We start from the raw sequence: 22,303 nt of genomic DNA on the forward strand, positions 1-22,303 counted from the left end.
GACCTGACGGTCACTGGCTGATTTGACGGTCGGCCCGCGCGCACCCCGCCGCGCGGGCCCTTCGCCTGTCAGCCCGTCCGGCGCCGGAAGGCGGTGCGGTAGTCGCGCGGGCGTCGTCCGGTGTGCCGGGTGAAGAGGGCTGCGAAGGTGCCGGAGTCCCGGTAGCCGACCGTGGCGGCGATGGCGGCGACGGTGCCGTCCGTGGTCTCCAGGAGGTGGCGGGCGCGGCGGACGCGGGAGGTCTGCAGGTACTCCAGCGGGCTCTGTCCGGTCTCCTGCGCGAAGCGGCGCAGCAGCGTCCGGGTGCTGACGCTGAAGGTCTCCGACAGTGCGGTGAGGTCGTATCGGGCGGCGAGGTTCTGGTCGAGCGACCGCATGACCCTGCGGGAGAACTCGTTCCCCGGCTGCGGGAGCAGCTCGGCGTCGACGTAGGGGGCCTGGGACGATCGTGCGTCGTCGACGAGCGCCACCCGCGCGGTCCTCCGCGCCACGTCGGCGCCGCTGTGGCGGCGGATCAGCTCCAGCGCGAAGTCGTACATGGCGCTGAAGGCGGCGGTCGTCGTCACTCCCGTGTCGGTGACGACCATCTGTTCGGGCTGGACGTCGGCGTCCGGGCAGCGCCGTGCCAGTTCGTCCGCGAAGAGCCATGCCGTCGTCGCCCGTCGCCGCTCGAGCAGGCCCGCCTCGGCGAGCAGGAACGCCCCGACGCAGATCGCGACCACGGCGTCGCCCGCGGCGGCGTGGGAGCGGATCGCCGCGATCTCGGGGGCCAACGACGTCAGTTTCACGTCCACATCAAGGCCGGGCGCGAGTTCGAAGCCGGGCACGACCAGGACATCGACGTCGCGCAGCGGAGAAACGGCCAGCACAGCGCCACCAGATGCGGCGACGCGACGGCGGGGCGAGACGACTACCACCTCGTAGCCGTCGCGGTCCGGGCCGGCGATGTGCGCGGCCATCGTCAGGAGATCGGGGACGCCGAACACCTCGGACGCGAAGCAACCCGGATAGGCCAGCACCCCGACCCGCAACGCGCTCATATCCGCCTCCTCGTCCGTGGCGAGATTACCTTTATAAATGGCGATCCGGCCTGTCCCGGTGCAAGGGAGCGGCGGTCCAGGCTTGTCCCCATGAACGCAGCCAACGGGCGTCTTGACGACGCGATCACGGACTTCTCCCGCAGGCGGGTGGACGTTGACGGGGAGGTGAAGACGGTGTACGTCTCGGGGGGCGGACCTGGTGTCGTACTGATGCCGGAGATGCCTGGCATCAGCCCGGACGTCCTCCGGCTGGCGCGGTGGGTGCGGGACGCGGGGTTCACCGTGTACGTTCCCTCGCTGTTCGGCCTCGACGGGGCCTACCCCAGGGCCGAGGACGGGGAGAAGGTCGTCCGCCGCGCGTGCGTCAGCGCCGAGTTCCGTGCGTTCGCCGGGGGCGGCACCAGCCCCGTCACCGCGTGGCTGCGCGGCCTCGCGCGGCAGGCGCACGGCGAGTGCGGCGGTCCGGGAGTCGGCGCGATCGGTCTGTGCTTCACCGGCAACTTCGCCCTGACCATGACGCTTGAGCCGTCCGTCATCGCGCCGGTGGTCAACCACCCGTCGCTGCCCCTGGACGACCCCGCGGGGCTTGAGCTCAGCGACGAGGACGCGCGTGCCGTCCAGCATCGCGTCGAGCGCGACGGGCTCACGGTCCTTGCCTACCGGTTCGACAACGACCGCTGGTGCACCGGCCGGCGCTTCGCCGCCTACCGGGCGCTGCTCGGCGACGCCTTCGACGGCCGCGTCCTACCGGGCGCCGCCGCCAACACCGACCCGCCCCCGTTCTTCCGTGACGTCGTCGGAACCCCCCACAGCGTCACCACCGCCCACCTGGTCGACAAGGACGGCCACCCCACGCTGAAGGCAAGGGATGAGATCCTCGCCCACCTGGCCGCCCGCCTGCACCCCTAGCTCGCCGCACGCTTGATCAGGCGGCGGTCTGGAGCAGGCGGTCCTCGGTGCCCCGGGCGATGGCGACCGGGACGTCCGCGCACGAGCCGGAAGCGGGTGGTGCGGCCGGCGCGGAGGAAGTTACCCAGTGGTCACTAGCGATGCTTGTCACTGTGTGCATCAGACCGAGCTACCACCGTCCGGTCTCGAACGCCTCCTTCGGCAGCGGCCTCAGCAGTGACTGCAGCGGACGGTGACCGGCCCTATGCGGTTCACTCACGGTTGCTTCCCGCTCCGTTCCTGTCCGCTTCATCGGACGCCGGCTGCGGGCCGCTGCCGCACGCCAACGACTTGGTCGTCTATGACGGCCGTATGGTGGTCGCCCACCACGAACGTCTCAGTGGCAGAGGCGAGTCCCCGCTGGTTCTGGACCGCTGTCTGGAAGCCCTTATGCGCAAGCCGGGTGCCTTTCCCGGCGCGACGCCCTCGAACAGGCCAAAGCCGCAAGGAAGTTCACGCCGGTTCATGACGCGTGGTGGACCGCGGCTCGAGCCGCCCACGGCGAGGCGGCCGGGACCAGAGCGCTGATCGAGGCTCTGCTGTTGGGACGGCACATGGAGCACGAGCATGTCGTTGCCCGACTTGCCACGCAGCATAAGTCGGCGAGTCACTCATCCCCGGGGGATGCCAGCCGGTCAAGGAACTCCCCGAATGCCGCCTTCTGCTTCGGATCCATGAAGCCCTGGCGGACATTGCGGGCCTTCTCCTGGAGCCAGTGCGCCTCGTCGGGGGCCAGGAGCTCGGCGACCACCACGCCTTCGCGAGCGACCGCCGTACGCCCTCCTACGCGACGACGAAAAAGCGTGAACGCGCCGAATTCCGCTGGGTGGGCCAGTTCCGGCTCCTCCACCACAGCCTGGTTCTCATCCCCAGCGCCACTCGTCGGGTAGGCGGCGGGGGCCCAATGCTCCCAGAGCGCCAGCGTGGCCGCGGGCACCAGCACCGCGCGTTCCGCCTCTTCACGCCCCTCCCACATGAACGTAACAGCAATGGGCTCGCCGACCGCCTCGGCCAACCCGAGCACTCTCTCCATCTCATCGTTGATCGGGTAACCCACCACTACATCGATCTGAATGCCCATGGCGCCTGAGGCTACTGGCCGCTTCCGACATGCCGGCCCAAAGCGCCTGCGTCTGCGCCTCGTTGACCACGGCGCGCCAGATGGACCGTCCGAAACCGGTGATCTCACCGACTGAGCGCCTGTCCGAGGCTCAGGGCACCCCGCTCGTGGTCGCGGTGTCCAGCTCGAACATGCAGACAGTCAAGCCCTCGGCATGGTGCGACCACGGAGTGAAGCGGTGGCGGCTCCATCTGACGGGCGACCTCATCGAGGGCGTCGACGCCAACCAGTTCAGCTTCCCGATGTCATGCGGTGACTACGGCGTCGAAACCCTGAGAGGCCGTCGGCAGGGTCGGCGAGCGCGGCCTCGAACGCGGCGACTTCCATCAGCTCGGGCCGGCGCCGGCGTTTGCGGTGCATGTCGGTGACGCGGCGTTTGAGGATCGTCCAGGCGTAGTCCGTCGATGCGGCGCCGCTGTTGGAAGCCCCGGTAGGCCATCTACGCGGCCGGCTCCCACTGATCGATGGGCACCACGCGCGGGACGCCGACCGCTCCGCCGGTCTCCTGCGACCCCGCCTCGCCGTTCACGGGACGTCCCGGGTCGGCTGGGCGGAGCGGGCCGTGTACCGGTCAGCGAGTGGCGGCCGGAGGTGTCATCACGGTCAACCTGAACCGTCTGTGTAGCGGGTGGCCAATCATTGCTTGAACTCGCGCCGCGACGGGCGGTCCTCGCGCAACTGCCGGTGGAGCGGGAGGGGATCCGCCGTGAAGGTCGGATCGGCGGTAGGGCGGAAGGGTCGGCTGCTGGCTCATCGGGCCTTCGGGCCGTCACGAATTTGTGCGAGGAGTTTCTTGGCTTTAATGGTATATGTCCCATTAGTGCGGGTAGTCGATGTCGTCGAAGGGTGGGGCTGCGATGGAGCGGACCATGTGTTGCGTGGTGGGCGGTGGCCCCGCCGGAATGGTTCTCGGCCTGTTGCTGGCCAGGGCCGGCGTGGCCGTCACGGTCCTGGAGAAGCACGGCGACTTTCTGCGCGACTTCCGCGGCGACACGGTGCATCCGTCGACTCTGGCGCTGCTGGATGACCTCGGTCTGGCCGAGCGCTTCGCCCGTCTGCCGCAACGTCGGGTGACCACGCTCCAGTTGCCGCTCGGTGCGGATGGTTCGCTGATCACCGTCTCGGACATCAGCGCGCTACCGGGCCCGTACAACTACGTGGCGATGGTGCCCCAATGGGACCTGCTCGACCTCCTTGCCGACGAGGCCCGAAAAGAGCCGTCCTTCTCGCTGCGGATGAGCACCGAGGCGACGTCCTTCCTGGTGGAACACGGACGGGTCGCCGGGGTGCGTTATCGCACCTCCGACGGCCGTACCGGCGAACTGCGGGCCACCCTCACGGTGGCCTGCGACGGCCGGGGCTCGCTGGCCCGGTCGCGGCCCGAACTGCGGCTGCGGCAGTTCACCTGCCCCATGGACGCCTGGTGGTTCAGGCTGCCACGACGGGAAGGCGACCCGCACGGGCTTGTGGGAGGTGTCGGCGACCGGTTCCTCACCGCGATGATCGACCGCGGGGAGTACTGGCAGTGTGCCGGGCTGATCCCCAAGGGGACCAGCGCCGAGCGCCGCGCCGCCGGTCTCGAGAAATTCATGGCCGAATTCTCGGCCGCCGTGCCCTGGCTCGGGGACCGGGCGCATGCGCTGCGGTCGTGGGAGGAGGTGAAAATGCTCGATGTACGGCTCGACCGCCTCCGTCGCTGGTACAGCCCTGGGCTGCTGTGCATCGGCGACGCGGCCCACGCTATGTCACCGGTCTTCGGCATCGGTATCAACCTCGCCGTCGAAGACGCAGTTGCCGCCGCGCGGTACCTCGTCGAACCGCTGCGCAGGGGCGCGGTCGGCCTGCGGGACGTACGCGGCGTCCAGCGGCGCCGGTGGCTGACCACAGCGGCGACGCAGGCACTGCAGCGGTTCGCCCATGCGCGGGTCATCACGCCCGTGCTCACGGGACGCCCGCCAGGGAAAGCCAGGTGGGCGGAGCGGATGAGTGAACTGCTCACCACCGCACCGTGGCTCAAGCGCGTGCCGGCGTACTTCATCGGCTACGGCGCGATGCGCGAACGTCCGCCCGCCGAGTCGGTACGGTGAGCTGCGGCGCACTTCCGACCCCCGGTGGAGGAAGTGGGGGCAGGCGGCAGTGCTCTCACACTCGTCGGGGCTGAATCGGAAACGCCGTTCATCGCCAGCAGTGTTGGGCGCGTCGCATACGGCACATGGGGAACGCGGCAGACGAACTACGGTCCGTCTTCAAACGGATCCTGCCCAAAGCAGGCACGAGGCCAGGGAGACCGCTGCTTCACAGGATGCGGCGGTCGTGTCATGCCGGGTCGCGAAGCCGCAGACCCCAACCGCCGGCGCGACACGCCTGTTCTGGTGACCGTTGTTCTGGTGACCGTCGTCCTCTGCGCCCTCGGCGCGCTCATCAAGCTGCCCTCCTGAGAAAGCTGCTCACGGCTTCGACGCCGCGGTCGCGCCAGCCGTGCCGCGACCATTTCACCCCTCGCCCGTGGCGGCGTCCGTCTCCCTCGCCCATCGTCGGCTCCAGGCGTCCAACGGACTCAGCGCCTCGACAAGGTCCTGACCGAGTGGCGTGAGGTGGTAGCCGTCGCCGTGCAGGGTGAGCAGGCGGGCGCCGGTCAACTCGTCGAGGCGGGTGCTGAGCACGCTGGAGGACATGCGCTCGCATCGGCGCTGCAGTTCGCGGAAGCCCGCCGGTGCCTGACTCAGTTCCCACAGGATGCGCATCGTCCAACGCCGCCCGAGCAGATCGAGTGCGGCCATGACGGGACGGCCCGACTCGGACCCCCGCACCGGCACACCCGGCCGTGGCGCTCTGGCTCCCATGACCCACTCCTTGCGCTTCGCTTCTCGAAGCATGCTACTGATTCGAAAATCGAAGCAATGGGTGTCGTATGCCGCGCATCGAACCGCTCATCTCGCCGTACGCGACCCAAGTCGACCAGGCACTGCGCCGGTGGATGCCCCCCGACGTGCCGCACGAGCCGCTCACGCTGTTCCGCGTCCTGCACCGCAACCCGGAACTGGCCTCACGCATGTTCGCCCTGGGCGCCGGGCTCCTGGGGCACGGCAGCCTCCCCGCCATCGACCGAGAGCACGACATCGCCCGCGTCACCGCGCGCACCGGCTGTTCCTGCGAGTGGGGCGTACACGCCGCGACCCTCGCCCGGCAGACCGGGCTCGGCCCCGAACAGCTTCAGGCGACGGCCGACACCGAATCGACTGGATGGTCCAGATCGACTCCACCATAGTCCGCGCTCACCAGCACGCGGCCTCCACGGGGCGAAAAGGGGGCTGTGCCATCAGGACGAACCGGACGATCACGCCCTCGGCCGATCCCGCGGCGGACTGACCACCAAAGTCCACCCCGCCTGTGACGGCAAAGGCCGACCGCTCGCGATCCTGGTGACGCCAGGACGACGCCACGACAGCTTCTGCGCATCCCGCTCCTGGAGCGCATCTGAGTTCCCCGGACCGGACCGGGCCGACCACGCCGCCGGCCCGACCAGGTCGTGGCCGACAAGGGGAAAGCGGCGGGGAGCCGGTGGTGCAGGGCGCCGTTGCGGATGGCGGTCTCACCGGGGTTGATGCCCCCGTGGCCCCAAATCGACGAGGACTGCACCGGCGGCCGGCGGGAGTGCTCGTGAGTGAGGCTGAGCACCACCGCCCGCGCTGGTTTCGCTCGTTCGCCGCAGCTCGGAATCAACCCGCGTACTGGTGGGCCGAGTAGGTCAGGTAGCCCGCGTCACCGCCCTGGTAATACGTGGCCTCGTCGACGGGGGCGATCGGAAGTCCGCCCCGCAGCCGCTCGACCAGGTCGGGGTTGGCGAGGAAGGCGCGGCCGAAGCTGATGAGATCGGCGCCCAGACCGAGCCAGTGATCGGCGTCGTCCCGGCTGGTCTGCTTCGGTCCCATCGGAAGGACGGGGTTCATGACGAGGGTGCCCGGCCACGCTCGTCGCAGGTCGACGAGCACCTCTTCGTCGGCGGTGGCCTCGAGGTGCACATATGCCAGCCCGAGGGGGGCCAGTTCGGCCAGCAGCGCGGTGTAGAGCTCGCGGACGTCGGTCTCCTGAACTCCCCAGAAAGTCCCGCCCGGTGAGAAACGGACGCCGGTCCTGTCCCCGCCGACGGCCTCGACGGTAGCGGCGACGGCCTCGACAGCGAACCTGATCCGGTTGACGATCGGGCCCCCGTAGCGGTCCGTGCGCAGGTTGGCGTTGGACGAGAGGAACTGCGAGATCAAGTAGCCGTTGGCGCCGTGGAGTTCCACGCCGTCGAAGCCCGCGTCGACGGCGCGGCGCGCGGCTTCGGCGTACGACCGCGCGTGCTCGGGCACTTCGGCGGTGTCCAGAGCGCGCGGCGTCGGAGCGGGCTGGGGTCCGGTGGGCGTGAACACGTCGCCGACGGCGGGGACGGCCGAGGGCCCGACCGGCTGCAGGCCGATGGTGTCGGAATGTGAGACCCGGCCGCCGTGCATGAGCTGGGCGAAGATCCGGCCGCCATTGGCGTGGACGGCGGCGGTCACGGGGCGCCAAGCCTCGACCTGCTCGTCGGTGTGCAGTCCCGGTGTACCCGGGTTGGACTGCCCGATCGCGCTCGGCTGCACCCCCTCGCTCACAATCAGCCCAGCTGTGGCCCGCTGGGCGTAGTAGGTCGCCATCGACGACGTGGCCAGGCCACCGGCCGCGGCCCGGACCCGGGTCATCGGGGCCATGACCATCCGGTTGGGCAGCGTGAGGCCGCCGAGCCGATAGCTGGTGAAGAGGGTCGTCATGTCAGGACTCCTTCGTGTTCCGCCGTGCCCGCACCTCGGGCATGGCGGCTACGCTAAAACCTCACACTGACGTCAGAGGCAAGGGTCTGTGACGCAGAACTCAGCCAGGAGGCTTTGTGAGGATCGGGGAGCTCGCGTCACGCGCCGGAGTCAGCGTCCGGTCCGTGCGCTACTACGAGGAGCAGGGGCTGCTCACCAGTACCCGCAGCCCGAGCGGGCAGCGGCACTACACGGACGGCGAGGTCGAACGGGTCGCGTTCATCCAGCGGTTGTACGCCGCCGGCCTGTCCAGCCGCACCATCGCCGAGCTACTGCCCTGCGTCGACGCACCCAGCGAGGAAAACTCCGACGCTGCGCTAGAGCGGATGGCACTGGAACGCGAGCGGCTCTCCACGCACATCGCCGACCTCGTGCGAACCAGGGACACGCTCGACGGGCTGATGGCCACGGCCCGTGCGCACCGGGAACAGCTGGAGAAGGCTGCGGTCGGCTGACGGGGGGAGTGGCTCGTAGGTCGGCACTGGCCTCCTCCGGGAAGCACTCAGCCCCGGAGGTTGCCGGGACCGTCTGGGGTTGAGTCTCCGGAGAGCCATGACACTCGCGCGACGGCCGGGGCCGCTTTCCGTCTGATGGGCACGCGGCGAGAAAGCTGGTCTGTTGCTCCCGCCTTGCGGGAGGGCACACCGCTCGGCTTGTTTGACCAGGTCAGGACCGTGTGGCGTGGTCTTCATGATGGATATCGCGAAGATCATCACTGTTCAGATGTGCCAGTACTTGCTGCGCTGGGTCCTCCTTGGCGGCGGCCGCCCTCGGCCCGAAATCCGTTGCGGGTCGCCCAGGAGGAGGATGGTGTCCCGGCCGGGAGATGGTCTCCTTCACGCCTGGCGTACGGCGCGGGATCAGCATCACCGCTCGTCCGTCCACCTGCCCGGGCGTCGGCGCGGCCGAGGCGCGTTCGTCGGTGAGCTGCTCGCTCATCCGTTCAAAGACCCGTTCGGCGACGGCGAGCTCGTCCCGCTCTGCCCGTACCTCCGCTCCGCCAGTTGCTTGGCCAGCTCCTCTTCGAGTTCGTCCAGTTCCGCGCGCCGCGTGGTGATCCGTTCCCGCAGTTCGGACTCCAACATGCAGCGGATCGTGCTGTGCGTCTCCGGGCGAGTTCGCGTAGTCGATCGCAGCAGTCTCTTCTCCTGGAGGCCCGGGAGTATCCCTCCACGGCGGCCGTGAAGGACGGCCCGGTCCTGGCATTGAGGGTTTCCCCAGTGGCGGCTGGAAAGCGGCTGCGTAGGATTGCGGTGACTGATTTACCGATTCAACTCGCTTTACACGGGGGGACTTTCATGCGACGTCCACAGGCGCGCACTCTTACAGCGGCGGCTCTGGCTGCTCTCACAGTCAGCGGGCTGTCCTCGTGCTCGTCCCTCAGCCAGAAGACCTTCGAGGACGACGCCAAGGTGCCCCAGAGAATCACCTCAATCCGTCTCGACAGCGGGAACGGAGATGTGAAGGTAGACGCTTCGGCCGACGCTTCCACGACCTCCGTGCACCGCAAGGTCAACTACCGCGGTGACAAGCCGAGTGGCACCTCCTTCCGCGTCAGGGACGGCGTCTTGGTGCTGTCCGGCTGCGGCAAGAACTGCGGCGTCGACTACATCGTCAAAGTGCCTGCCGGTCTTCCGATAGCGGGAGGCACGTCCAACGGTGGCCTCACACTGACCGATGTTGGCGCCGTCGATGTGCGCACAAGCAACGGTGAGATCGCGGTCACCGACGCCACGGGCCCTGTGAAGCTACGCACGTCCAACGGTGACGTCGACGTCCAGGACGTCAAGGGCGGCGGCATCGACACGCAGACATCGAACGGCGAGGTGACGATCCAGACGGCCACCCCGCAGGACATAAAGGCTCGCACGACGAGCGGCAACCTCACGGTCACCGCACCGCCTGCCAAGTACCGGATCTCAGCGAATGACTCCCACGGTGACAAGAAGGTGGCGTTCAAGAACGACCCGTCAGGCACGTACCGCCTGGATCTGTCGACAACGAGCGGTGACTTGACCGTGAAGTCGGCATCCTAGCTAGGGGGCGCCGACAAGGCGGCAGCGGAGAGTACCGGGCGAGCGTTGGGGTCAGTGCGGGTGGTCGTGGTGGTCGTCGTGGTCACGGTGGTCGTGGCCCGGGGGGCGTTGCGCAAGGGCTTGGGCGCGTGCGGTGACCTCGTCCGTGGACACGGCGCACAGGCCGGTGAGCACGTCCTCCAGAGCATCCAGCCACAGCCGGTAGTAGTTGTAGGGCTCGTGCTGCGCCGCCGTGTTCTCCCAGGCTTTGATCCGGGCGATCAGTGCGCCCTGGAATTCCGGCCAGGTGAACGTACCTGCCTGGTAGAGGCTGACGGCCATACCGAAAGCGCGGCTCTCCCATGGCTCGGCGAAGACGAGCTCGCCGTTGGAGCGAGGCGGTGCGGCGGGGCCCTCGATGTCCAGCGGCATGGTCATGATGCTTCCACCTTGGCTACGCCGACCATCGCGTCCCGGGTCACCAGCGGCACGAGTTCCTCCTCGGACAGGTGCTCGGTGCCGGCGGGACGTTCGGGCAGCACCAGCCAGCGCACCTCGCTGGTGGAGTCGCGGACGGTGACCTGTACATCGTCGGCCAGCTCGAGTCCCATCTCGGACAGCACCGCACGCGGTTCCTTCACCACCCGCGCGCGGTAGGCGGGATCCTTGTACCAGCTCGGCGGCAGGCCGAGCACCGGCCAGGGGTAGCACGAGCACAGCGTGCAGACCACCACGTTGTGAGTGGTCGCGGTGTTCTCCACCACGACGATGTGCTCGCCCTGGAACCCTCCGAAGCCCAGCTCCTTGATGGCGGCCGTGCCGTCCTCAAGCAGCCGGCGACGGTAATCGGGGTCCGTCCAGGCCCTGGCGACGACCTTCGCGCCGTTGAGCGGACCCACGTTGGTCTCATAGGTGGCGATGAGCCCGTTCATCATCTTCGGGTCGATCAGGCCCCGCTCGGTGAGCAATCGCTCGAGCGCCTCGGTACGCAGAGCCACGGAAAGATGCTCGGCCGATTCGCCGGTGGTGGTCATGAGGTGGTCTCCAGGTAGCTCTCGAACAGCTCGATGGTGAGCTCGAAGGGTTCGGCGTCGGCGCCCCACAGGTCACGTGATTCGAACCGCACCGAGTAGACGTACTGCGGGTTCTCGCCCAGGAAGTGCGCGTTGGTGTCCGGCAGCACGCCGGCGGGCTGAATGATGTCAACAACGCCAACATGCCCTCGCACATAGTGCGGCAGCCTGGTGTGCCCGGCGGGCGACATGTTCTTGGCACGTACGCGCTCGCCGACGGCGAACACGGGTGCGGCGTCGATGGAGCGCAGGCTGCCCTCGGCGGTGGGTGCGTAGTCGGGTTTGGCCGGTTCCGGGATCGGGGGTTCCTCCACGTGCTCGCCGCGGAGGTTGCGCGCGCGGGCGTCGATCGCGCCCGGTGCCAGGATGGCACTGTCGATGAGCCTCAGCTCTCCGGCGTTGAGCCAGCGCCCGTAGTAGCCGTCGTCGATGTAGTGCGCTCGGTCCAGGCGCTCCAGCGCGTGTCGGAAGGAGTCCAGGTTTCCCCCTGATACCCGGTTCGAGAGGATTGCGAGCGCGAAAGCCCGACCCTCCCAGGGCTCCTTGAAAACAGGTTCATCCTGTCTCGGCGGATACATGGAGCCCCATCCTGGGGTTCCTCCCATATCGGCAATACCATCCATGGCATAACCTCTTAAATATCTGCAGTAACAGACATATCTACTCGAATCCTATTCGACCGGCGTCCCGGGCGTCGCGGCGTAGACCGTCCGAATCCATCGGTGATGGGAGATGTGCCGGGCTCTTGCCGGCGCCAGGATGTACGGGATGCAGCTGTCGGCACGGCGCCGTGGGCAATTGAGGGCACATGCTCCTAATTGAGGGATGGCAAGGTCTGACGGTTCGATGATCCATACGGTGGTGGGGGCGTTGCACTGCTTGAGAGTGGGCTCCTCGTAGTGCTTGTTCACGTCGGCGGAGACCAGGGCCATCTTGTGGAAGTCGAAGATCAGGCCCCACGGTGGCCGATGATGTCCTGGCCGGGGTTGTCGGACGTGCCGAACTTGGCGCTGAAGATCTCCAGGCGGGGGAAGGCAGAGGCGCTGGCGATCGGCCCGGACGGCACCTGGCTCGCCACCACCGGCGGCAGCAAGTACGGCGACAGCTGCACCGGAACGCTGCGAATCTGGAACACCACGACATGTGGCATTGCGGCCCTCGCACGAGCCGAATCGGCACTCTACTGGTGCGCTTGGGGACCCACACACGACCTTGCGGAGGGAGGCCGGCGGGGGCTGTACCTCTTTCTCCTGCAGCTTTAACCCGGGCTTCTGCCTCCACGGTCATCACATCGCCGAGGGCGCACGGGGTACATCACACCGTTGCGACGCAGGATGTCAGCCCGCTGACTGCGTAGAGACGTTGGTTATGCGGCGCGGCCTTCCTGATCGGTCCGTGCTCGCGCTTCCTTGGCGATCCGTCCGAACTTGACGGGCGGCTTCCCGTCGAGATCGCCCGCACCCCGACCAACTCCTCCTGGCTCGACCGCATCAAGGCCCAATGCACTGCCCTGCGTTACTTCACCATCGACGGCACCGACCACCCCACCCACAGTCCCAGAGCAGCATGATGCGCCCCTACATCAGCTGGCGGATCAAGCACACCACCGATATTCGCTTGCGCACCATCGTCACTCGCGCCAACGTCGCCTGACACCGCATGAAGGCAGAGAAGATGACCACACATCCCCACCCCGTCGACCACGAACTCATCGAGGCCGCGGCCCATGTCGCGCGCACTCGTTGCCAGGGCGACAACCACACCATGGCGGCCGCGGCCCGCGCCCGGGACGGCCGGATCATCACCGCGGTAAACGCCTACCACTTCACCGGAGGCCCGTGCGCCGAGTTGGTCCTCATCGGCACGGCGGCTGCCCAGGGTGCCTACGAGCTGGACACGATCGTCGCCGTGGGCGACCGCGACCGGGGGGTCGTACCCCCATGCGGCCGGTGCCGCCAAGTCCTTCTCGACTACTTCCCAGCCCTGAAGGTCATCGTCGGCGCAGGCGACCATCTCCGAACCGTCTCCATCACCGACCTGCTCCCCGAAAGCTACGTCTGGGCCGACCACCAACTCGACGCAGAGCAAACCCCGCCACTCAGCACGAGCTGACACCGCGAGGCAGCAACAGGGCCAGCGTTGCCTGATGCGGCACCAGACCCGGACCCGGGCCCGGCTGGCTGACACCCTTAAGATCGCGGCCATGGACGAACGAGAGGTCGGCGTGCCCTGGCACGTACTCGAAGGCGTCCCGACCGGGCGGGAGGAGATACCTGGCCTGTTGCGCGGCCTGGCGATCCCCGGGCGGCGCCGCGGCGCATGGCGGCGGCTGGAAAAGAGGTTGGGCTGGAGCACCGTTGACCCGGTCTTCGCCCACGTGGCGGCCCGCCTGTTCGCCCTGCTCCCGGAATTCGACCGCCGGCTGCGCTGCGAGGTGCTCGAACTCCTGGCCCGGCGCGCCTGGACCTGTCGGCGTCCCGTCGGCGTGCACTTCATGTCCTACACGGTGTTCGCGTCCAGTGGGCACCACGTGGTGCCGTTCGTGGCCGACCGGGCGGCTGCGGTACGGACCCGCGCGGCCTGGGTCCTGCGCGAGCTCCCGGACGACGACCCTGCATCCCTCGACGCCCTGATGCGCCAGGCCGCCGTGGAAAGCGACCCGACGGCCCTCGTCTCCGAACTGCTCGCGGTGGGAAGGTATGCGGGATCCGGAACCGGCACCTGGGATCCGGCGGAGGTCGCGGCGTGGCTACGGCCGTGGCTGCACCACAGGAATGCCCACGTCCGGCTGGCGGCTGCGAAGGCGGTGCTGACGGCGGGCGTCCCCGCAGCGGTGAAGGGGACCGGCCGCACCGTGGCCTCGACGGTGTCCGTGGCCGGAGAGGACCCGTCGGCGGACGCACCGTGGAAACCTGTCCGCCACGTCTCGGTGGCCCAGTTCGCGGACTTGATGGCCCCGTACCCGCAAGAGGCGGCGGCCCTGGTGCATGGACTGGCCGGCCACCATGGCGCGGACCTGCGGGCGAAGGCTCTGCTGGCGGCGGGCGTCCGGCTTGGCCACTGGCGGAGTCCGGCGCCGGACCTGTGGGAGACGGTGGCCATGGGCCTGGAGGACGAGACGCGCGTGGCCTCCGCCGCCCTGGAAGTCCTCGCCCGGGGCGGTCTGGCCATGGCCCCATACGCGGACCGGGTCTTCCGCTTCGTCGAGCGCTCTGGAGTCGGCGCCCAGACGCAGCACAACGACACCGCAGTGACGGCGCTGATCGCCATGGAGGACGACCGGGCGCCGTTCCTGTACCGGGAGCGACTCGGGAACTACCAGCTGAACGTCGACCGGCTTCCGGGGCGTTGGGCGACGGAGCTGCTCCCGGCCTTCCGCGCGCGGCTCGCCCGGGGCCCCGAGGCCGTCGGCGTCCCCGAGGTACTGCACGTCCTCGCCCAGTGGGGTCCGGCCGCCGCCCCGGCCGTGCGCGAACTGGCGGCCCTGCTGGACACGCCGTCCGCTCGCCCTGCCGCCGAGGCGCTGGGCCAGATCGGCCCGGCCGCCGCGGCGGCGGCCGGTCTGCTCGCCCGCCTCGCCACGGGCGAAGCACGGCCGCGGCGCTTCGCCTCCGACTCCGGTCGCCCGCCGAACCGATGGCACGGCGAGCAGACCGCGGCCTGGGCCCACTGGCGGAGCACCGGTGACCCGGAACTGGCTCTGCGGGTGTCCGGCGCGGCCGTACGGGCAGGGCTCGGTCGTCCCGTCCTGCGCTACCTGGCCGACCTGGGCCCCCTCGCCACGTCCCACGCCAACGCCGTCCGCCCGCTGCTCGACGGCCCCGGGGAGTGGAGCCGGATCGGGGCGGCTGAGGCCTGGTGGCGGATCACCGGTGACCCGGCCCCCGCCGTGGCGGCCCTGCTGCCGGAACTGGCACCACTGGCCGCCTACCGCGCACCCGGCCCGGTCCTGCGGACAGTGCGGGTACTTGGCTCGATCGGCGCCCCTGCGGCCGCAGCTCTCCCCACCCTGCACGCGGTGACAGCCTCGCCCCGCCGTTACGGCGGAAGCATCCTCGTGGACGAGGAACTGTGCCGGATCGTCCGGACGGCAGTGGCCCGCATCGGCTAGGTGCAGTGACCCGCAGCGCCGTTGACGCGACCGATGGGGGGCTCGCCGTCGAGTGGAGTGTGGACGGGGGTGTAGGTGTGAGGGAAGTCCGGTCGGGAGTCTTCGCCGGCCCCCACCCGGCCGCGAAACGGTGAAAGGGCGAGCCCAAGTCCTGTACGCGCAGCGTCTGCTCCCCGTGAACCGCACGGCCGGTCCAGGCCTTCGTGCGCGCAGGCGCCAGCTGTCGTGCGAAGTGTCAGTGCCGTGGTCGGGAGCCTTTTGATCGACCAGTTGAGCGAAGCCCCTGAGGGTTGGCGCATGACACGCGATGATCTCTGCGCGATGCTCACCGAGCAGACGCCGGCATGTGGCCCCGCACGAGAGGCTCTGCTCTCCGGAGGCGCCTTCGATGTCAGGCCTCGCTGAGACGGTCGGCATCTTCAAAGCCGCAGAAGACGAACTTCTCGGCATCGGCTCGATCGGGACGGGAGAGCAGACACGGACGTTCACGCTTTTTGTCAACGCACGAAAGGGATTGCCGGAAGCCGAACGCTCAGCTGGCCAACCACGATGCATAGTGGCCAACCAGGGCGTGTTGTGCAGGTGGATCAAGGTCGTGGATCCCCGCTGGTCGTGGGGTGTGGTGATCTGAAGTACGGTCAGTTGGCCGAGCTGAAGCCGTTGCTGCCGCATGGCAAGAAGCCGGGCCGGCCACCGACGTGGACGCGTGGGCAGTTGATCGACGGCGTGAGGTGGCGGACCTGTGATCACTGCCGGACAGCGGCACGACAGCCCGCGTTCCTGCCCGTCTGCCCGTGCTGGAGGCCATCCGGGTGCCCCACATGGGCCCGGGCCGGCCACGGACCGAGCCGGACGGGGTCCGCGCGGAACAAGGCGTACGGCTCCCGCGGGAACCGGACCTACCTGCGCAGACGCGAGATCGGATGCACGATCCCGGAGAAGGTCGCCCACAAGGAGCACCACGCTGTGGATTGTGGCATTAACCCGCTCAAGCGCCACCGGGCCGGGGCCACGAGATACGCGAAACTCGCGGTCCGCTACGACGCGACGGTGCTGGTCGCGGGTCGGCCACGGGTGTTGGACCGGCAGGCGTTGTGCGGGACGCGGATGACGTGCACGTCACGGACGACGGGCCGCGGGCCCGGACCGCTCCTCGCGATCCAGGCCCGCGGCCCGTATGCCCGTGCGGCACCCTGGCGTCGTCAGACTGTGGGGACTCCGCCGGCGTTCTGCACCTCGGACAGCGCCTTCTTGATGGTGACCTTCGCGAAGTAGCCGGCGCCGAAGAATATGCACTGGACGACGTACCAGAACTTCTCGGCCCCGGTCATCTCGACCAGCCCGTACTCGCTCAGCGCCTTCTTCACCGGGACCTTCTGGAAGTAGGCGGCACCGAAGTAGATGCAACCCAGGACGTACCAGAACTTCTCCCAGGATGTGTTGGTGCCCTGACCGAGGTACTGCCGTTCTGCCATGACGTTCTCTGCCTTCCGATGACCGTGGGAATTCGGGGAAACGCGCAGATCCGGACCCTTGCGTGCAGCAGTCGCGCACAGGCGGGGACGCCTGACGGCATGCTGCAGCATGAGCTGAGATGGTTTGGGTGATGTGCACTTGGCACGGTGCCAGTCATCATGACGGCCAGCCGCCCCCCGGATGTGCAAGCCGCAGCATAGGGCAAGAGACCTTGCTCGTCACCTTAGGTGCGCCAAAGTCAGGAGCGCAGCTCCGAGCTGGGCTGGGAAGCACAGCCAGGGTGCCTTGAACCAGGCGGCAGCGGGATGGTGACTTCGGCGGTCGTCAGTCTGTCCGCGTGATCCCGACTGACGATCGTCAGCTCCCTCCGGCACCCGCCGCGGCGTTGGCGCTTGCGCTCGGCAACGACGACGGCATGGGGATCGACTTCGAACCCTTCCGGGTCTCCATGTCCGCTGAGGAGCCACCGACTGGTTTCGGGCCCGGACCGGCAACGCGGAGCTGAGTTGACGATGCGGTGTCGCCCTCCTGTCTGCTGCGACGGTGCCCGGCCGAGTGCCGCATCAGCCCGCGACTGATGCGGACAGGTAGGCCCAGGGCCTGTATGTGGTTGTGATCAACCTTCGGGTTGCGTCCCCGCACGGGGCGGAACCCGGTAGAACGTCGGACGTGACGCGCAGCCGACTCTCCGACGAGCAGTGGAAGTTCATCGAGCCCTACCTGCCGATCGGCGGGTTCGGACCGTATCCCGAGCGGCTGCGGGAGCAGTTCGAAGGGGTGATGTGGTGGTTCCGGTCCGCCGCTCAGTGGCGGGAGATGCCCTGCGAGTTCGGTCCCTGGCGACGGCCTATGGCCGCTTCCGGGTCTGGAGGGATGCAGGCGTCTTCACTGCGCTGCTGGAAGGCGTGATCGCCAAGAACGCTCATCAGGGAATACGGACTTGTCCCTGGTGAGCGTGGACTCCACCACTGCCCGCGCCCACCACGACGCCGCGGGGATGCGCATCGGCAACGAGGTCACGGACGCCGTGGCGGAAGCCGCCGCCCAGCAGGAGGAGGCCCGGCAAAAGAGGGCGGCCCGCAGGAGCAGAACGGGCAGGACAGCGGTAACGACCCGGAGCGCGATGAGCGGCGAAGTATCGGGCGACGGCGCAAGCTCCGTTTCGAGGAAGCCCTCCTCGTCAGGTCCCGGGGCGGGTTAACCGGCAAGACATCTCATGTCGTTGGTGGGTCAAGTTGAGTCGTTGGCTTTGGGGAGGCTGGGCCTCTTGTGGCTCGCCGCACGGTTGAGGAGGCGGTAGCGTCCTCGGCGTGCTGGACGGTCCTGATGTCGCGGTGGCTCTGCGAGGCGGAGTGCGTACTCGCTCCCATGCCTGGGAGTTCGTGAGCTGGTTCGCCGATGCGTGGATGGGCCGTCCGGTGGAGCCGGAGGATGGCTGCACCGCTGATGAGTTGGCGGCAGTGGAGGCTGATCTGGGCTTCGAGCTGCCGGCTTCTTTGAGTGAGGGGTATGCGCTCTTCGGTCGCCGTGACGATTTGACCCGGCAGCAGGACCCTCTGGTCAGGTCATCTGGCCTTTATGTCGATGACGCCTTGGGCGGCGTCCTGGTCTTCCGTCGCGAGAACCAGGACTGCGCCTTCTGGGGAATCCCGCTGAGCCAGATCGAGCAGGACGATCCGCCGGTGGTGGTGGAATCACATCAGGGCTGGATTGCCTTTCTCGATCGGATGTCCCTGGCGTGGGTCGAGTTGGTGCTGAGCGAGTCGCTCTTCGCCGCAGACAACCTCTATGACGCCTGCGAGCTGCCCAACGTGCTGATGCCGGATCTTCACGCCCGGTATGCCCGGGTCGGCCTGCCCGACCATCCGATGTGGGCGAGCGAGGATGACTCACCAGTGCGCTGGTATGCGGCTCCCGGCCGGTTGGTTCGCCGGGATGGCCTTCAGGACCGGTCCTGGATCCACGCGCGCGGGCGCACAATTTCCGATCTTGAGACCATCCGTGAACAGCTCCCGGGCCCCTGGGCCGGCTGAAGTCACGCCCGCCATCAGCATGGGCATGTTCGTTGTCGGCGTACAGGCACACGCACAGTCAGGTACGCCCACACGTGCACAGGGGTCTCGGTGCGAAATGAGCTGGTCTCAAGACCAACAGGCGTTGCCCTGTGCCGTGGGGCAACCGGGTAAGACGACGCCACCTGGATCGCGGACTCTTGCGGTTGCGGTCCAGATGGCGTTCAGCGGACGGCGGTTACTCGGCGAGCAGCTCGACCGGGATGTTGCCGCGCGTGGCGTTGGAGTACGGGCAAACCTGGTGGGTGGCCTCGATGAGCTCGCGACCGACCTCCCGGGGGAGGGTGTCCGGTAGCTTCGTACGCAGGCTGACTTCGAGCTGGAAGCCGCCCTGCCCGTTGGGGACGAGGCCGATTTCGGCGGTGACCGACATGCCCGAGACATCGATCTTCTTGTTCTGCGCCACCAGTTGCATGGAGGTGGCGAAGCAGGCCGCATAGCCCGCCGCGAAGAGCTGCTCGGGGTTGGTGCCGTCGCCGGTGCCGCCCAACTCCTTCTGGAGGGCCAGCTCGACGTCCAACTTGCCGTCCGAACTGAAGGCGCGGCCGTCGCGGCCGGTCGCGGTCGCGGCGGTGGTGTACAGGCTCATGTCCTGCCCTTCTGGTAGACCGCTCGGTCAATCTGTTTGGCGCACTCAGCGTATGGAGGTCAGGAGCCGCTCCCCATGGCTCACCGTCTCCGTTTCATATCTGATCGTCTTGTGTGTGGCGGCCTCGCGATACGATCTGGCGATGGACGTGCTCAGCGATGCGATCGGCGTCATGCGTACGGGACGCCCGCATTCCAGTGAAATCCGCAAGCACGCTCCGTGGGGAGTGCGGGCCGAGCCGTTCTCCGGGGCCGGCTTCCATGTAGTGCTGGAAGGGACATGCTGGCTGATCCCGCCAGCGGGCGCCGCGATCGCCCTGAGCGTGGGCGATGTGGTGTGCCTTCCGCACGGCTGCGGGCACGCTCTGACCGACAGCCCGTCGACGTCCCTGACGGGCGCACCCTCGGCCTCCCTGCGGGAGATAGCGCCGAGCGCCGACGACGCCGGAGCCACGACGGTCCTGCTGTGCGGCGCATACACGCTCGACCAGGCCCGGCCACATCCACTGTTCGAGGAACTGCCCGAGGTCATCCACCTTCCGGCACGTCTCGGCCACCGCACGCCGCTACATGCTGCCGTCAACCTGCTCGGCGACGAGATCGCCAACCCCCACCACGGAACCGAAGCGGTCGTGTCGGCCCTGCTGGACATCATGCTGCTGTACATCCTGCGGGCCTGGCTCGACGAGCAAACCGACGACGGCCCGGCCACCGGGTGGGCCGCAACGCTGCGCGATCCGGCGATCACCGCAGCGCTGCACCATATCCACCAGGAACCCGCCGGGCAGTGGACGGTCGAAGCGCTGGGCGCGAAAGCCGGACTGTCGCGCGCGGCCTTCTCCCGCCGGTTCACCTCGCTGGTTGGCAAACCGCCGCTGGGCTACCTGACCTGGTGGCGGATGACCCTGGCGGCGCGACTGCTGCGCGACAGCGACAAGCCGGTACAGACCGTCGCGCAGCGCACGGGATACACCTCAGAATTCGCCTTCTCCAAAGCGTTCAAACGAGAATATGGCTTGGCCCCCGGTCGGTACCGCCAGCAGTCGCGGAGGTAGTCCGGTCAGCACACCGTGACGACGACGGCCTCCTGTTGGGCGCCATCCTGATCTGCCCTGAACGCAAGGAGTATTGGATCAGTTACATGCCGTAAATTTGAAGCAGAACTGATGTCGCATGGGTGACGCCGACCTGCAAGGACGGTGGAGGTCGCCTCGCGGATCAGGCCGGCCTTGCGGTAGTCCGGCAGGGCCCCTCTTCCGGACTGTCATGCCCACGCAGAACGTGGCGGGTCGTTCTCTGCGGTGGCCGGCACCCCGCCGGTCGCTGCCGAGTGCGGGTACGGGGCTGGAGGTGACGTCGTTCGAAGTGCGGACTCAAGGTAATTAGATCGATACTCTGTGCCATGAGTGAACGATTTGTCGCTATTCCTGGCAGCGAACGCTCGGCCGCGCCCAAGACACGCCACATAGGTCCCGTCGACGGCTCGACGCCCATCGAGGCCACGGTCGTGCTGCGCCGCCGAGCGGAGGTTCCGCGCGAGCTGATCGTGGGGACCGAAACGATCTCGCAAGCCGAGCTTGCACAGAAGTACGGCGCCAAACCGGCCGACGCCGACCTGGTGCGCGATGTGCTGGGCGGCCACGGCCTTCGCGTGACCGATGCCGACCTGGCATCCCGGCGTCTCAAGGTGACCGGCACTGCGGACGCGATGGCCGCGGCGTTCGGGACCCGGTTGTCCGAGGTGTCCAGCCCGGACCCGACCGGTGGTGCGCCCATCGAGCACCGCCATCGTGAGGGCCCGCTGCATGTGCCCGACGAGCTGGCCGGCGTGGTCGTGGCGGTGCTCGGATTGGACAACCGGCCGCAGGCCCGTCCCCATCTGCGGCGCGCACGGGCCAGGGGCCGCCAGACCTCCTACAAACCGAATCAGCTTGCCAAGGTGTATCGGTTCCCTCCCGGCACCGACGGCAGCGGCCAGACGCTGGCGATCATCGAACTGGGCGGTGGCGCCGACCCGGCCGAACTGGAGACGTACTTCACGTCCCTCGGCATGCCGACCCCTCGGGTGACCATGGTGAACGTCGGAACTGGCCGCAATGTGCCGGGCGCCGACCCCGACGGCGCCGACGGGGAGGTCCTGCTGGACATTCAGGTCGCGGGCGCGACGGCACCGGGCGCCCACCAGCAGGTGTACTTCGCGCACAACGACGACCAGGGCTTTGTCGACGCGGTGAGCGCCGCTGTCCACGCCACCCCGACACCGGCCGCGCTGAGCATCAGCTGGGGCGCGCCGGAGATCTTCTGGACCGACCAGGCCCGCGCCGTGTTCGACGAGGCGCTCGCTGATGCCGCGGTGCTCGGTGTGACGGTGTGCGTCGCGGCCGGTGACGACGGCAGCGGGGACAAGGTGGGCGACGGCCTGCCGCACACCGACTTCCCGGCGTCCAGCCCGCATGCGCTGGCCTGCGGAGGCACCCGCCTGGATGCCGACCCCGACACCGGGGCCGTGCGCAGCGAAAGGGTGTGGGGCGGCGACGGAGGCGGCGCCACCGGCGGCGGGGTCAGCGAGGCATTCCCCCTTCCTGCCTGGCAGACCACTGCCGGTGTCCCGCACAACGGAGGTGCTCCGGGCCGCGGTGTACCGGATGTATCAGGCGTCGCCGATCCGGCCACCGGCTACGAAGTGCTGGTGGACGGCCACCGTCTGGTCATCGGCGGTACCAGCGCCGTCGCCCCCCTGTGGGCGGCCCTGACCTGCCGTCTGGTCGAGGCGCTTGGCCGGCCACTCGGCATGCTTCAGCCCCTGCTGTACGCCAACGCCACGCCAGGACACACCGCACGCGGATTCCGTGACATCACTGTGGGCACGAACGGTGAATTCCGTGCTGGCCCAGGGTGGGATGCCTGTACGGGTCTGGGTGTCCCCGACGGTACGGAACTACTCGCCTCTCTGCGGGAGGCGGTCACTGGCTGAGGTTCCCGGAGCCGGGCCCGCCGGGTGCCCGAGAGGTGCCGGGCGGGCCTTCGG

The 22,303-nt window shown here is 68.5% G+C and carries 22 protein-coding genes and 4 pseudogenes; 14 read left to right on the forward strand and 12 right to left on the reverse strand.

Annotated features, from left to right (window positions below):
- Window positions 1-68: 68 nt before the first annotated feature.
- A complete protein-coding gene (locus tag ACZ69M_RS12805) occupies window positions 69-1,040 on the reverse strand; it encodes a GlxA family transcriptional regulator (protein WP_470049267.1) in 972 nt (323 codons plus the stop codon).
- A gap of 90 nt (window positions 1,041-1,130) precedes the next feature.
- Between ACZ69M_RS12805 and ACZ69M_RS12810 the strand changes: the two genes are divergently transcribed.
- Window positions 1,131-1,949: a dienelactone hydrolase family protein gene (locus ACZ69M_RS12810; protein WP_470049269.1), complete on the forward strand. Its 819-nt coding sequence runs from the start codon at window positions 1,131-1,133 to the stop codon at window positions 1,947-1,949.
- Between the two features lie 646 nt (window positions 1,950-2,595).
- Here ACZ69M_RS12810 and ACZ69M_RS12815 read toward each other — a convergent pair.
- Window positions 2,596-3,069: a hypothetical protein gene (locus tag ACZ69M_RS12815; RefSeq protein ID WP_470049271.1), complete on the reverse strand. Its 474-nt coding sequence runs from the start codon at window positions 3,067-3,069 to the stop codon at window positions 2,596-2,598.
- An 896-nt stretch (window positions 3,070-3,965) separates the two neighbouring features.
- Between ACZ69M_RS12815 and ACZ69M_RS12820 the strand changes: the two genes are divergently transcribed.
- Entirely contained in the window at window positions 3,966-5,195 is a 1,230-nt protein-coding gene (locus ACZ69M_RS12820; RefSeq protein WP_470049273.1) for an FAD-dependent oxidoreductase, read from the forward strand.
- Between the two features lie 405 nt (window positions 5,196-5,600).
- Here ACZ69M_RS12820 and ACZ69M_RS12825 read toward each other — a convergent pair whose 3' ends face one another.
- Window positions 5,601-5,951 (reverse strand): winged helix-turn-helix transcriptional regulator, encoded by a 351-nt coding sequence (locus ACZ69M_RS12825; RefSeq protein ID WP_470049275.1) that lies wholly within the window; start codon window positions 5,949-5,951, stop codon window positions 5,601-5,603.
- Between the two features lie 68 nt (window positions 5,952-6,019).
- Between ACZ69M_RS12825 and ACZ69M_RS12830 the strand changes: the two are divergent.
- Both ACZ69M_RS12830 and ACZ69M_RS12835 read left to right on the forward strand, forming a co-directional pair.
- Window positions 6,020-6,358, forward strand: a pseudogene (locus ACZ69M_RS12830) (carboxymuconolactone decarboxylase family protein); the annotation flags it as partial.
- A gap of 2 nt (window positions 6,359-6,360) precedes the next feature.
- Window positions 6,361-6,554 (forward strand): annotated as a pseudogene (locus ACZ69M_RS12835) (IS5/IS1182 family transposase); the annotation flags it as partial.
- A 273-nt stretch (window positions 6,555-6,827) separates the two neighbouring features.
- On the opposite strand, the gene ACZ69M_RS12840 reads toward ACZ69M_RS12835, so the two are convergent.
- Window positions 6,828-7,901, reverse strand: a complete 1,074-nt coding sequence (locus tag ACZ69M_RS12840; RefSeq protein WP_470049276.1) for an alkene reductase — start codon at window positions 7,899-7,901, stop codon at window positions 6,828-6,830.
- A 116-nt stretch (window positions 7,902-8,017) separates the two neighbouring features.
- On the opposite strand from ACZ69M_RS12840, the gene ACZ69M_RS12845 reads away from it, so the two are divergent.
- On the forward strand, window positions 8,018-8,395 hold the full coding sequence (locus ACZ69M_RS12845; protein WP_470049278.1) for a MerR family transcriptional regulator: 378 nt from the start codon (window positions 8,018-8,020) through the stop codon (window positions 8,393-8,395).
- A gap of 211 nt (window positions 8,396-8,606) precedes the next feature.
- Here ACZ69M_RS12845 and ACZ69M_RS12850 read toward each other — a convergent pair whose 3' ends face one another.
- Entirely contained in the window at window positions 8,607-8,879 is a 273-nt protein-coding gene (locus tag ACZ69M_RS12850) for a hypothetical protein (RefSeq protein WP_470049280.1), read from the reverse strand.
- Window positions 8,876-9,025 (reverse strand): hypothetical protein, encoded by a 150-nt coding sequence (locus tag ACZ69M_RS12855; RefSeq protein WP_470049282.1) that lies wholly within the window; start codon window positions 9,023-9,025, stop codon window positions 8,876-8,878. The genes ACZ69M_RS12850 and ACZ69M_RS12855 overlap by 4 nt, the downstream gene beginning before the upstream one ends.
- Before the next feature lie 96 nt (window positions 9,026-9,121).
- Between ACZ69M_RS12855 and ACZ69M_RS12860 the strand changes: the two genes are divergently transcribed.
- Window positions 9,122-9,976, forward strand: coding sequence for a DUF4097 family beta strand repeat-containing protein (locus tag ACZ69M_RS12860; RefSeq protein ID WP_470049284.1), 855 nt, complete (start codon window positions 9,122-9,124; stop codon window positions 9,974-9,976).
- Between the two features lie 51 nt (window positions 9,977-10,027).
- Here ACZ69M_RS12860 and ACZ69M_RS12865 read toward each other — a convergent pair whose 3' ends face one another.
- The 4 genes from ACZ69M_RS12865 to ACZ69M_RS12880 form a co-directional block, all read right to left on the reverse strand.
- Window positions 10,028-10,393, reverse strand: a complete 366-nt coding sequence (locus ACZ69M_RS12865; protein ID WP_470049286.1) for a nitrile hydratase accessory protein — start codon at window positions 10,391-10,393, stop codon at window positions 10,028-10,030.
- On the reverse strand, window positions 10,390-10,989 hold the full coding sequence (nthA, locus tag ACZ69M_RS12870; RefSeq protein ID WP_470049288.1) for a nitrile hydratase subunit alpha: 600 nt from the start codon (window positions 10,987-10,989) through the stop codon (window positions 10,390-10,392). Before nthA ends, ACZ69M_RS12865 begins: the two co-directional genes overlap by 4 nt.
- Complete coding sequence (gene nthB, locus ACZ69M_RS12875) at window positions 10,986-11,651, reverse strand: nitrile hydratase subunit beta (protein ID WP_470049290.1); 666 nt, start codon at window positions 11,649-11,651, stop codon at window positions 10,986-10,988. Before nthB ends, nthA begins: the two co-directional genes overlap by 4 nt.
- A 326-nt stretch (window positions 11,652-11,977) precedes the next feature.
- The gene (locus ACZ69M_RS12880) at window positions 11,978-12,166 is read right to left on the reverse strand and encodes a hypothetical protein (RefSeq protein ID WP_470049292.1); all 189 of its coding nucleotides are present in this window, start codon (window positions 12,164-12,166) and stop codon (window positions 11,978-11,980) included.
- Between the two features lie 306 nt (window positions 12,167-12,472).
- Between ACZ69M_RS12880 and ACZ69M_RS12885 the strand changes: the two are divergent.
- From ACZ69M_RS12885 to ACZ69M_RS12900, 4 genes and pseudogenes are all read left to right on the forward strand, one after another.
- Window positions 12,473-12,681 (forward strand): annotated as a pseudogene (locus ACZ69M_RS12885) (hypothetical protein); the annotation flags it as partial.
- Between the two features lie 21 nt (window positions 12,682-12,702).
- Window positions 12,703-13,140 (forward strand): cytidine/deoxycytidylate deaminase family protein, encoded by a 438-nt coding sequence (locus ACZ69M_RS12890; protein WP_470049294.1) that lies wholly within the window; start codon window positions 12,703-12,705, stop codon window positions 13,138-13,140.
- Between the two features lie 91 nt (window positions 13,141-13,231).
- The gene (locus ACZ69M_RS12895) at window positions 13,232-15,139 is read left to right on the forward strand and encodes a hypothetical protein (RefSeq protein ID WP_470049296.1); all 1,908 of its coding nucleotides are present in this window, start codon (window positions 13,232-13,234) and stop codon (window positions 15,137-15,139) included.
- A 388-nt stretch (window positions 15,140-15,527) separates the two neighbouring features.
- Window positions 15,528-15,770 carry a hypothetical protein gene (locus ACZ69M_RS12900; protein WP_470049298.1) on the forward strand — a complete coding sequence of 81 codons (243 nt, stop codon included), beginning with the start codon at window positions 15,528-15,530 and terminating at the stop codon, window positions 15,768-15,770.
- Window positions 15,771-16,341: 571 nt separating this feature from the next.
- Here ACZ69M_RS12900 and ACZ69M_RS12905 read toward each other — a convergent pair.
- Window positions 16,342-16,614, reverse strand: a complete 273-nt coding sequence (locus ACZ69M_RS12905) for a hypothetical protein (protein WP_054229568.1) — start codon at window positions 16,612-16,614, stop codon at window positions 16,342-16,344.
- A gap of 670 nt (window positions 16,615-17,284) precedes the next feature.
- On the opposite strand from ACZ69M_RS12905, the pseudogene ACZ69M_RS12910 reads away from it, so the two are divergent.
- A pseudogene (locus tag ACZ69M_RS12910) lies at window positions 17,285-17,824 on the forward strand (transposase); the annotation flags it as partial.
- A 173-nt stretch (window positions 17,825-17,997) separates the two neighbouring features.
- A complete protein-coding gene (locus ACZ69M_RS12915; RefSeq protein ID WP_470049300.1) occupies window positions 17,998-18,648 on the forward strand; it encodes an SMI1/KNR4 family protein in 651 nt (216 codons plus the stop codon).
- 217 nt (window positions 18,649-18,865) lie between these two features.
- On the opposite strand, the gene ACZ69M_RS12920 is transcribed toward ACZ69M_RS12915, so the two are convergent.
- On the reverse strand, window positions 18,866-19,276 hold the full coding sequence (locus ACZ69M_RS12920) for an organic hydroperoxide resistance protein (protein WP_470049302.1): 411 nt from the start codon (window positions 19,274-19,276) through the stop codon (window positions 18,866-18,868).
- Window positions 19,277-19,418: 142 nt separating this feature from the next.
- Between ACZ69M_RS12920 and ACZ69M_RS12925 the strand changes: the two genes are divergently transcribed.
- Both ACZ69M_RS12925 and ACZ69M_RS12930 read left to right on the forward strand, forming a co-directional pair.
- Window positions 19,419-20,330, forward strand: a complete 912-nt coding sequence (locus ACZ69M_RS12925; RefSeq protein ID WP_470049304.1) for an AraC family transcriptional regulator — start codon at window positions 19,419-19,421, stop codon at window positions 20,328-20,330.
- A gap of 347 nt (window positions 20,331-20,677) precedes the next feature.
- Window positions 20,678-22,249, forward strand: coding sequence for a S53 family peptidase (locus tag ACZ69M_RS12930; protein ID WP_470049306.1), 1,572 nt, complete (start codon window positions 20,678-20,680; stop codon window positions 22,247-22,249).
- Window positions 22,250-22,303: the final 54 nt, after the last annotated feature.

This window comes from Streptomyces sp. NPDC107454 (genome assembly GCF_055582885.1).

Coding starts and splice junctions, on each gene's coding strand:
- ACZ69M_RS12820 (WP_470049273.1), top strand. CDS start 3,966: ATGGAGCGGACCATGTGTTGCGTGGTGGGCGGTGGCCCCGCCGGAATG.
- ACZ69M_RS12825 (WP_470049275.1), bottom strand. CDS start 5,951: ATGGGAGCCAGAGCGCCACGGCCGGGTGTGCCGGTGCGGGGGTCCGAG.
- ACZ69M_RS12810 (WP_470049269.1), top strand. CDS start 1,131: ATGAACGCAGCCAACGGGCGTCTTGACGACGCGATCACGGACTTCTCC.
- nthB (WP_470049290.1), bottom strand. CDS start 11,651: ATGGATGGTATTGCCGATATGGGAGGAACCCCAGGATGGGGCTCCATG.
- ACZ69M_RS12865 (WP_470049286.1), bottom strand. CDS start 10,393: ATGACCATGCCGCTGGACATCGAGGGCCCCGCCGCACCGCCTCGCTCC.
- ACZ69M_RS12840 (WP_470049276.1), bottom strand. CDS start 7,901: ATGACGACCCTCTTCACCAGCTATCGGCTCGGCGGCCTCACGCTGCCC.
- ACZ69M_RS12930 (WP_470049306.1), top strand. CDS start 20,678: ATGAGTGAACGATTTGTCGCTATTCCTGGCAGCGAACGCTCGGCCGCG.
- ACZ69M_RS12815 (WP_470049271.1), bottom strand. CDS start 3,069: ATGGGCATTCAGATCGATGTAGTGGTGGGTTACCCGATCAACGATGAG.
- nthA (WP_470049288.1), bottom strand. CDS start 10,989: ATGACCACCACCGGCGAATCGGCCGAGCATCTTTCCGTGGCTCTGCGT.
- ACZ69M_RS12900 (WP_470049298.1), top strand. CDS start 15,528: ATGTCAGGCCTCGCTGAGACGGTCGGCATCTTCAAAGCCGCAGAAGAC.
- ACZ69M_RS12905 (WP_054229568.1), bottom strand. CDS start 16,614: ATGGCAGAACGGCAGTACCTCGGTCAGGGCACCAACACATCCTGGGAG.
- ACZ69M_RS12925 (WP_470049304.1), top strand. CDS start 19,419: ATGGACGTGCTCAGCGATGCGATCGGCGTCATGCGTACGGGACGCCCG.
- ACZ69M_RS12890 (WP_470049294.1), top strand. CDS start 12,703: ATGACCACACATCCCCACCCCGTCGACCACGAACTCATCGAGGCCGCG.
- ACZ69M_RS12895 (WP_470049296.1), top strand. CDS start 13,232: ATGGACGAACGAGAGGTCGGCGTGCCCTGGCACGTACTCGAAGGCGTC.
- ACZ69M_RS12805 (WP_470049267.1), bottom strand. CDS start 1,040: ATGAGCGCGTTGCGGGTCGGGGTGCTGGCCTATCCGGGTTGCTTCGCG.
- ACZ69M_RS12850 (WP_470049280.1), bottom strand. CDS start 8,879: ATGAGCGAGCAGCTCACCGACGAACGCGCCTCGGCCGCGCCGACGCCC.
- ACZ69M_RS12920 (WP_470049302.1), bottom strand. CDS start 19,276: ATGAGCCTGTACACCACCGCCGCGACCGCGACCGGCCGCGACGGCCGC.
- ACZ69M_RS12855 (WP_470049282.1), bottom strand. CDS start 9,025: ATGTTGGAGTCCGAACTGCGGGAACGGATCACCACGCGGCGCGCGGAA.